Annotated in this window: 6 protein-coding genes and 1 other RNA gene; 4 read left to right on the top strand and 3 right to left on the bottom strand. The window is 41.5% G+C overall.

Annotated features, from left to right (window positions below):
- The 3 genes from KGY70_11355 to rho form a co-directional block, all read right to left on the bottom strand.
- The coding region (locus KGY70_11355; protein MBS3775776.1) for a dihydroorotate dehydrogenase-like protein at positions 1 to 924 on the bottom strand (924 nt) is incomplete at its 3' end.
- A gap of 138 nt (positions 925 to 1,062) precedes the next feature.
- The gene (gene nifJ / locus KGY70_11350; protein ID MBS3775775.1) at positions 1,063 to 4,584 is read right to left on the bottom strand and encodes a pyruvate:ferredoxin (flavodoxin) oxidoreductase; all 3,522 of its coding nucleotides are present in this window, start codon (positions 4,582 to 4,584) and stop codon (positions 1,063 to 1,065) included.
- A 329-nt stretch (positions 4,585 to 4,913) separates the two neighbouring features.
- Positions 4,914 to 6,533: a transcription termination factor Rho gene (rho, locus tag KGY70_11345; GenBank protein ID MBS3775774.1), complete on the bottom strand. Its 1,620-nt coding sequence runs from the start codon at positions 6,531 to 6,533 to the stop codon at positions 4,914 to 4,916.
- Positions 6,534 to 6,815: 282 nt separating this feature from the next.
- On the opposite strand from rho, the gene KGY70_11340 reads away from it, so the two are divergent.
- From KGY70_11340 to ssrA, 4 genes are all read left to right on the top strand, one after another.
- Positions 6,816 to 7,682: a sigma-70 family RNA polymerase sigma factor gene (locus KGY70_11340; protein ID MBS3775773.1), complete on the top strand. Its 867-nt coding sequence runs from the start codon at positions 6,816 to 6,818 to the stop codon at positions 7,680 to 7,682.
- A gap of 162 nt (positions 7,683 to 7,844) precedes the next feature.
- Positions 7,845 to 8,894 carry a tRNA pseudouridine(13) synthase TruD gene (locus KGY70_11335; GenBank protein MBS3775772.1) on the top strand — a complete coding sequence of 350 codons (1,050 nt, stop codon included), beginning with the start codon at positions 7,845 to 7,847 and terminating at the stop codon, positions 8,892 to 8,894.
- Between the two features lie 42 nt (positions 8,895 to 8,936).
- Positions 8,937 to 9,593: a ribulose-phosphate 3-epimerase gene (locus KGY70_11330; GenBank protein MBS3775771.1), complete on the top strand. Its 657-nt coding sequence runs from the start codon at positions 8,937 to 8,939 to the stop codon at positions 9,591 to 9,593.
- 159 nt (positions 9,594 to 9,752) lie between these two features.
- Positions 9,753 to 10,165, top strand: a transfer-messenger RNA (tmRNA) gene (gene ssrA / locus KGY70_11325).
- Positions 10,166 to 10,283 lie beyond the last annotated feature (118 nt).

Raw genomic sequence — 10,283 nt, 5'->3', positions numbered from 1 at the left:
CTTATCCCTGGAAAGCTTACCCCTAAAATCATCCAGTGAATTGTATCCTTTATCTGACATCCATGTGTCGATTTCATCAAGCATTTTTTGTATTTGTTCAAATTTATTGATATAGATGGTACTGACCACCTGGGTGCAATCGGCACCTGCCAGAATCATTCTTATAACATCCTCTCCGGTGAAGATACCGGTACTTGAACAAATGTCACCATTAATATTATTGTAGAGCAAACCTGCATAGCGGAGGGGTAACTTATAATCCCCCTTGCTGCTTAAATTAAAAGGAAACCTGTGTTCTTCCTTTTGAACGTTAATATCCGGTTCAAAAAATCTGTTGAAGAGGACAAATCCATTGATCCCGCTTTCATCTATTTTCCGGATCACATTCAATACATTGGTATAAAAAGGACTCAATTTTACACTAACAGGGATGGAAACATTCTTCTTAATTTCATTCAAAATATCAACCTGTTGATTTTCTATAGATTGGCCTTCTTTGTCAAAAGAATGGGGAATGTGATAAAAATTAAGCTCCAATCCATCTACACCTGTCTCTTCAATTTTTTTAACATACTCCACCCACGTTTCTTTGTAAACAGCATTTAAACTTGCAATCAAAGGAATACCCAACGCCTCCCTGGCTTTCTCCAGGTTATGCAAATGTTCTTCAGGACCTGAATGTTCAACGGTCGGATGCGTAGTGACCATCTCCGGGCTCCGCTCATCGAATTCCGTTAGTTCTTCATCCATTTGAGCACGTTCCAACTGAATCTGCTCTTCAAAAAGCGATTTATAAACTACTGCTGCAGCTCCGGCCTCTTCAAGTTTATGCAACTTTTTATGATCGGCCGACAAATTGTTTGCTCCAACAACAATGGGATTTTTTAAATTCAATCCGAGGTACTTGGTACTTAGATCTGGCATAATAATAATGTTTAAAATTAAATTTGATAATTTCTACAAAATACAAAAAAATTAGTTCAATCAAAAAAATTAAAATAAAAATAATAAAAGAGAAGCAGGAATCTCCTACTCCTCTTTTATTAAGATGCATGTTCCCAATTATTCCTGGGCAAGTTTTTTGTATTTGTTGTATCTCCACCTGGCATCATCCTCGGCTTGTTTAAAGAGGATTTCTGCCTGTTGCGGGAAGGATTTCTTGAGAGCAGTATATCTTACTTCCCCCATCAGGAAATCCTGGAATCCGCTGAAATCAGGTTCTTTTGAATCGAGCACAAACGGATTCTTACCCTCTTTTTCAAGCAATGGATTGTATCTGTAATTATGCCAGAAGCCAACCTTAACAGCTTGTTTTTCTTCTTCCATCATCTGATCCATGCCTCTTCTCAAACCATGATTGATACAAGGTGAATAGGCGATAATCAGGGATGGACCCGGATAGGCTTCAGCTTCCTTTAATACCTTGAAGAACTGGTTTTGGCTGGCACCCATGGAAACCTGAGCAACATAGACATTGCCATAGTTCATGGCCATCATACCCAGGTCTTTTTTGCGGGTTTTCATACCTGAGGCGGCAAATTTGGCTACAGCACCGGCAGGTGTTGCTTTAGAAGCCTGCCCGCCTGTATTGGAATATACCTCTGTATCCAGTACCATGATATTAACGTCCTCACCGGAAGCTATCACATGATCCAGGCCCCCATATCCAATATCATAAGCCCATCCGTCACCGCCTACAAGCCAGACGGAGCGTTTTCTCAGGTAATCTTTAAGTGCAAGAATATCGCTGGCAATCTGGCTTTTCTCCTTCTTCAGGGCTTCAATTACCTTATCAGAAGCTTCTTTTGACTTTTCTGCGTCCTCTTTACTTTCAATCCATTCCTTGAAGGCTGCCTGGGTGTCTTCTGAAATTCCATTATTCATAGCTTCATTCATCTTCCGGGCAATCCGTCTTCGCAATTTATTAACCCCTACAGCCATTCCGTAACCATATTCGGCATTATCTTCAAACAGGGAATTTGCCCATGCAGGACCTCGGCCATCCCGACCGGGTTTATAAGGTGTAGAGGGAGCAGATCCTCCATAAATGGAAGAACAGCCGGTAGCATTGGCAATCATCATCCTGTCGCCAAAGAGCTGGGTAGCCACTTTAAGATAGGGCGTTTCACCACAACCGGGGCACGCTCCATGGAATTCAAACAAGGGTTCGGCGAATTGACTGTTCTTAAGATTCTTATCTTTTTGAACCACCGTATCCTTATAACCTACCTTTTGATCCATGTACTCCCACTTCTCTACCTGATCCATTTGATCATCCAGAGGTTTCATTACAAGTGCTTTTTCCTTTGAAGGACAAATATCGACACATACACCACAGCCGGTACAGTCCAGTACACTTGTCTGGATGCGATAGTTGTATTCTTTAATTGGCCCTTTACCTTTAATGGTAGCGGTTCCTTCCGGAGCATTATCAACTTCCTCATCGGTAAGCAGGAATGGGCGTATCACCGCATGTGGGCAAACATAAGCACATTGATTACATTGTATGCAGTTTTCCGGGATCCATTCGGGAACATTAACGGCTACACCCCGCTTTTCATACTGCGTAGTACCCGGCGGGAATGTTCCGTCTTCACGGCCGACAAAAGCGCTCACCGGAAGCTGGTCTCCTTTCTGTGAATGAATCGGCATGGCCACATTCTTGATGAACTCTGGCAGACCGTTTGTAGCCTCCTCTTTTTCCTTCTCCTCCAGATTCTTCCATTCAGCAGGAATTTCAATTTTTTCAACTTCTCCACCCCGGTCAACAGCCTGATGGTTCATGTTAACAATATCTTCCCCTTTCTTTCCAAATGACTTCACAATTGCTTTCTTCATTTCATCAACTGCCTGTTCATAAGGAATGACATCGGCCACCTTAAAGAAAGCCGACTGCATGATGGTATTGGTGCGTCCTCCCAGTCCAATCTCACCGGCAATTTGGGTCGCATTGATGATATAAAAATTGACATTTTTTTCCGCAAGTTGTCTCTTTATCTTATTGGGAAGTTTGTTCTTGGTCTCTTCAGCATCCCAAATACTGTTAAGCAGGAAGGTACCTCCCTCTTTAATGCCGTCAAGCATATCAAATTTTTCAAGATATGCAGGAACATGACAAGCCACAAAATCAGGATGGCTTACTAAATAAGAAGACCGAATCGGATGATCACCGAACCTCAGGTGTGAGACCGTGAATCCGCCTGATTTCTTGGAATCATAAGAAAAATAACCCTGTGCATATTTATCGGTAGCTTCTCCGATAATTTTAATGGAATTCTTGTTGGCTCCTACGGTTCCATCTCCTCCAATACCATAGAATCTTCCTTCGAATGTACCTTCAGGCACAACGCTAACTTCAGGCTGCTGTGGTAGTGAAGTATAGGTTACATCATCCACTATACCTATGGTAAATCCGTTTTTGGGCTCTTTTTGCTTCAGATTTTCAAATACAGACATTATATCTGAAGGCTTGGTATCTTTAGAACTTAAGCCATATCTGCCGCCAACTATCAATGGTGCCTGTTGTTTATCATAAAACAGATTCCTGATATCCAGATAAAGCGGTTCGCCCATGGCTCCGGGTTCTTTTGTTCTGTCAAGAACAGCAATGCGCTTTACAGTATCAGGAAGTGCCTTAAAGAAATACTTTTCTGAGAAAGGTCTATAAAGATGCACATTAAGTAAACCGACCTTCTCGCCTTTTTTATTGAGGTGATCCACAACTTCACGAATAGCCTGAGTAACAGAGCCCATGGCCACGACCACATGTTCTGCATCCTCGGCTCCATAGAATGTGAACGGATGATACTCCCTACCCGTCAACTTGGTAATTTCCTGCATATAATGGTCCACTACATCGGCTACCGGCTCGTAAAATTTATTGCAGGCTTCACGGGCCTGAAAGAATATGTCGGGGTTTTGCGCTGTCCCCCTTGTTACCGGATGTTCAGGATTCAAAGCACCATCCCTGAATTTCTGAAGTGCTTCATGATCAACCAGGTGTGCAAGTTGATCCTCTTTCAGCGCTTCCACTTTCTGAATTTCATGAGAATTCCGAAACCCGTCAAAAAAGTGAGTAAACGGAATTCTTGTTTTGATAGCTGTAAGATGAGCAACAGCAGCTATATCCATTATTTCCTGAATACTTCCGCTGGCCAGAAAGCCGAAACCTGTCTGCCTGGCAGCCATCACATCGCTGTGATCGCCAAATATTGATAATGCTTGTGTTGCAACACTTCTTGCACTAACATGGAATACGCCAGGCAATAATTCTCCTGCAATCTTATACATATTCGGTATCATCAACAGGAGACCCTGAGAAGCAGTAAACGTCGAGGTGAGGGATCCAGCCTGCAGTGCTCCGTGAACTGCACCTGAAGCGCCACCCTCTGACTGTAATTCCGTTACATGTACTTCATCTCCAAATATATTTTTCCTCCCGTGAGCCGCCCACTCATCAATAGATTCAGCCATTGGAGAGGAAGGGGTAATGGGATAAATTGCAGCTACTTCGCTAAACATATAAGCAATATGTGCCGCTGCATAATTCCCGTCGCAAGTTATAAAACTCTTGTTTTGTGCCATTTTTTTTCCTTAATTTTTAAACTTAAATTAACCTCTACAAAAATATAATAAAATTTGGGTCGATCTTCATAAAGTGACGAAAATCATCATCTATCAATTTAAATCTACAAAACACATTAATATTCAAAAAGAAACAATCGAGCAGGGAGATAGGGACACCTCGCGGTGAACACCTTTCCGCCAGATGGCGGATAATGGTTGGTAGTCACAAACCCCAATAACGGCCTTTCACCGTCAATTTACCGGCCATGCACGGCGCACTAAAAAATGCGGACCATAACCCCATGGTCCGCATTCTTAAAAACAATTATACCCTGTATAAATTCACATTATTCACTGTTCATGGAAATAAGGAATTCCTGGTTTGTTTTTGTTTTAGCAATCTTATCTCTTAAGAATTCCATGGCTTCGACAGAAGTCATATCCGTGAGATAATTTCTCAATATCCAAACTTTATTCAGTACCTCCTCATCAAGCAACAGTTCTTCTCTTCGGGTACTCGACATGGTAATGTCGATGGAAGGGAAGATCCTTCTGTTGGAAAGCCTTCTGTCAAGCTGAAGTTCCATATTGCCTGTTCCCTTAAATTCTTCAAATATCACATCATCCATTTTGGAGCCGGTCTCTGTCAGTGCTGTTGCAAGGATGGTCAGTGAACCTCCCTCTTCGATATTTCTGGCGGCACCGAAAAACCTTTTTGGCTTATGCAGGGCGTTAGCATCCACACCACCGGAAAGAATCTTTCCCGAAGCCGGGGATATTGTATTAAAGGCCCGTGCCAGCCGGGTTATTGAATCCAGTAATATCACCACATCATGACCGCATTCGACCATTTTTTTGGCTTTTTCAAGAACAATATTGGCGACACGCACATGCCTCTCAGCCGATTCGTCAAATGTAGAGGATATAACTTCTCCTTTAACATTTCGTGCCATATCTGTAACCTCTTCCGGCCTTTCATCAATCAGTAGCACAATCATATAAGCCTCAGGATGATTATGACCAATCGCATTTGCAATATCCCTTAATAAAAGCGTCTTACCGGTCTTAGGCTGGGCCACAATAAGGCCCCTTTGTCCTTTACCTATGGGAGCAAACATATCCACCATCCTGGAGGATAAAGTATCCCGTTCGGTATTGGTGGTTAATTTAAACTTTTGTTCCGGGAAAAGCGGTGTGAGATAGTCAAATGGTACCCTGTCCCGTATAAAATCCGGATTCCTGCCGTTGATCTTTTGTACTTTAATCAGGGGGAAATACTTCTCTCCCTCCTTTGGGGGACGGATTGTGCCTTCAACCGTATCTCCGGTTTTAAGCCCGAAAAGTTTTATCTGTGATTGCGAAACATAGATATCGTCGGGGCTATTTAAATAATTGTATTCAGCAGAACGTAAAAATCCATATCCATCGGGCATCACTTCCAATACACCCGAATTTGAAATAATGCCTTCAAATTCATATTGGCTCCTGTCCTGTGTACGTTTGCGTTTCTGCTGAGCCTCCGAATATTTTTCCTTATTCTGGTTGGTTCCTTTCTTCTCCTCCGTTTGTTCGGTGGCCTGTTCTGCTTTAACAGGCTCTTCAGGTTCTAAGGTATCGGTTTGCACCTCGCTCTGTTTTTCGGGGCCACTTTTCCCTGATGAGCCCTCAGCCTGCTGTTGTACATTTTGTTTTGAGGATTCCGCTTTTTCTGACTGTCTGGGCTCTTTAAATTCCTTGGATTGCTTAGACTCTTTTGATTGCCTGGAACTCTTTCTTCCTGAAGATTTTTTTTCTGAGGGTTTTTTCTCTGATTTCGACTCTTCTGTAGCGTTAATGGCCTGCTGATCCAGAATTTTGTAAATCAAATCCTGCTTTCTCAGTGAATCTGCTTTTTTAATATTCAACTCCTTAGCAATCTGTCTTAACTCAGATACTAATTTTTTATTCAATTCAAGAATGTCGTACATAATTTGTTAATATTGGAAATTAGGTTATAAATTCAATTATCTGTAAAATTCATTAGTTTGATTTGGGAAAAAGGGGCAAATGCTTGATTACCTTATTGGAAATCTGGTGCAATATTACAGATTTCATAGAAAATACCAAAATAAAACAGAAAATTATTTTAAATATTATTCGGTAAATGTAAAAATTTTTTTGTTCGGATAGAAATGATTATCTTCACTTTTATAATTTTTAACAATTTAGCAAGGGGTTTTTTCGTTTAAAATCACGCCAAATGTTAACAGATGAGACAGCTTAAAATCATCAGACAAGTAACTCATCGTGAAGATCTTTCGATAGACAAATATCTTTGCGATATAAGCAAGGAAAATTTATTATCGGCAGAGGAAGAAGGTGAATTGGCGAGAAGGATTAGAAAAAATAATGATGAAGAAGCCCTGGAAAAACTGATCAAAGGCAACCTTCGCTTTGTTGTTTCAGTAGCCAAGCAATACCAAAACCAGGGACTCAGCCTTCCAGACCTGATTAACGAGGGAAATCTGGGTTTAATCAAAGCAGCGACAAGATTTGATGAAACCCGCGGATTTAAATTCATATCTTACGCAGTTTGGTGGATCAGACAATCGATACTTCAAGCCCTGGCCGAGCAGGCAAGAATCGTCAGAATTCCCTTAAACAAGATAGGCTCCATCAGCAAAATCAACAAAACCCTTACCGAACTGGAGCAAAAACATGAAAGAGAACCCTCCTTACAGGAAATATCCAAGGTGGTGAAACTGGCCCCCGAAGAAATTAAAGAAGCCCTAAAGCACACCAATAAACCTTTATCCATGGATGCTCCCCTAAACGAAGCAGATGAAGACAGTATGTACGAGGTGATGGAAAGTGATGACAATCCGCCACCCGATGACAATCTGATGCATGAATCACTTAACAGAGAAATCGAACGAGCGCTTTCCTCCCTTACTGAAAGAGAAGCCACCATCATCAAATTATATTATGGTTTGGCAAACAAACATCCTTTTACACTCGAAGAAATTGGTGAAAAAATCAACCTTACACGGGAAAGAGTGCGACAAATAAAAGAAAAGGCCATCAAAAAGCTTAAACACACCACGAGAAACAAAATCCTTAAATCCTATCTGGGATAAAAATCTTCCATATTGATTGCATTTCTTCGAAATTCCGTAACTTTAGGCTTTTTATAAAATTTTAATTTGGATAAGCCAAAACGGAGACACATTAAATTCCTTGAAAGCATCCTGTTTGGTTTTGGCTTGTCCAAATTAGGTAACAATAAATCTGTTTGTTTTATGGCCTGGAATGATTTCAGTCTCCCGTATCTCACTAAAGGAATAGAAGGTATTGGCGGAACAATCAAGGAAACTCCGGAAGACTTTGTCGTGGAAGAGATTCCCGTTTATAAACCTGCTGGAGAAGGAGAACACCTTTTCATTCATCTTACAAAAAAAGGAATTACCACCAGGGAAGTTCAAAAGGCGCTGGCATCTCTATATCAGGTCAGTTCCCGTGATGTTAATTTTGCCGGTATAAAGGACAAACATGCTGTTGCTTCGCAATATTTCAGTGTATGGGTAAAGGACCAGGAAAATAAGGATCTGGCTTATCAATTGGAAGAAAAATTGCCCTTAAAAATAAATGATTTAAGTTATCACAGAAAAAAAATAAAACAGGGGCATCTTCTGGCCAATGCTTTTAACATCAAAATAACCAGGCCTGAATATCCGCCTGAACAAGCCATTGAACATATCCGGCCCATCATAGAAACCATAAACCGTAAAGGATTACCAAATTATTATGGATATCAGCGATTTGGAATTGAAGGGAATAATGCCCAAAAAGGATATGAAATCCTGATGGGAAGAAGAAAAGAACCCAATAAATGGTTCAGGAGATTTCTTCTTTCAGCATACCAAAGCAACCTTTTTAACCATTATTTAGCAAGACGCATTCAACAAGGGCTTTATGAAAAAATTCTGAAAGGAGACGTTGCAAAAAAACACGATACAGGAGGAATTTTTGTGGTGGAGCATGCCGATATGGAACAAGAAAGACTTACCAATAAGGAAATATGTTATACCGGACCCATATTCGGAAAAAAAATGAAATCTGCCCGGGATGAGGCGGGGGCATTTGAAGAACAAATACTCACAGATCATCAAATTACATGGGAAGATCTACTCAGCGCCCGGTTGAATGGTACCAGAAGACAGGGAATCATCATACCCACTGTTCAGGCAGAAAAAGAGGAGGATGGGATCAGGCTCCGGTTTACCCTGCCAAAGGGAGCCTATGCCACAAGTGTGTTAAGAGAGTTCATGAAACCTTCACATAATGAATAAATGATATTTTTGGTTATTTTTGTCTTCAAAAAGATGAAAAAAATGGAACATCTTGTAGCTCCCTCAATACTATCGGCAGATTTCGCCAATCTTCAAAGAGACATTGAAATGCTCAACAATAGTCAGGCAGACTGGATTCATTTTGATGTAATGGACGGTGTTTTTGTTCCCAATATATCTTTTGGGCTGCCTGTTTTAAAGGCAGTAAAACAACATGCCCAAAAACCGCTGGATGTGCATCTGATGATGGAGCAACCATCCCAATTCATAGAAGCATTTGCTGAAGCAGGAGCAAATAACCTCACAATTCACATGGAAACATGTCCGCACCTGCATAAAGATATACAGCAAATCCATGCCAATAAGATGAAGGCAGGAGTTTGCCTAAACCCCCACACCCCTGTTCATACGCTCGAGAGTATCATCCACGACGTTGACCTGGTATTGCTTATGACAGTGAACCCCGGATTTGGCGGACAAAAATTCATCCCTCACTCCTATAAAAAGATCCAAAAGCTGAAAAAGCTGATTCAGGATACCGGATCACACGCCTTAATTGAAGTAGACGGGGGTATTTCCTCAGAAAATGCCGGACAACTGCTCCAGGCAGGTGTTGATGTGCTGGTTGCCGGAAGTTTCGTATTCAAATCCCGGGATCCCCAGGCCACCATCAGAAATTTGAAAGAAATAAAAAAGTAAAATACCAGATAACGGGTTTCTAATGCAGGGTAAAATACTTGCCGGAAACTTATCGTTACATTTAAGGTTTGATTGGAGTAAACGGGTAAATGGATACCTTTTCTTTGAAATATGCATCAAACCATAATATAATTTATATCTTTGCGTTAAATTAAAAATGGGGCTGACGTGGCATCGACGGTAAGATGAATCGAAATGGAAGCATGTCGAGCGTTGGGAATTTGGCTCGTAAATCTCAATTCTCAGATCAAATAAGTGACAACGAAAATTACGCGCTCGCTGCGTAATTCCGTGACAATCGGAATTAACGCTTAACCCGCAGACAAAAGTCGCGGGCGGGCTGCCTCTCCGGGGAGCGCTGGCCAGCCGCACCCGGATCAAGAGGTATCACCGTAAAGCTGGTATAGCTTAAGCATTGCCTCGGTGCTTAAGTGAAAATTTCAGAGGCTAGGAAACGGTGAAGGTTTTGCCCTTGACCATGCTGTTTCCGAAACTTCAAACAAGAGCTAAGCATGTAGAAACCATTTCGGTTTCTTGTCCGGACCCGGGTTCGACTCCCGGCAGCTCCACCTTCGCTCACCGAAGCTTTAGCGTAGGTGAGCTTCGCTCATTAAAAACAGGGGAGTTTCCCCTGATAGTTTGCTGTTAGAATGTTTTTTCGGTGAGCTACGGTGGATAATATCCACTTTT

The organism is Bacteroidales bacterium (genome assembly GCA_018334875.1).
Lineage (GTDB): Bacteria > Bacteroidota > Bacteroidia > Bacteroidales > UBA12077 > JAGXLC01.
The sequence above is the reverse complement of the archived record's forward strand: the minus strand, read 5'-3'. Positions and strand labels throughout refer to the sequence as shown.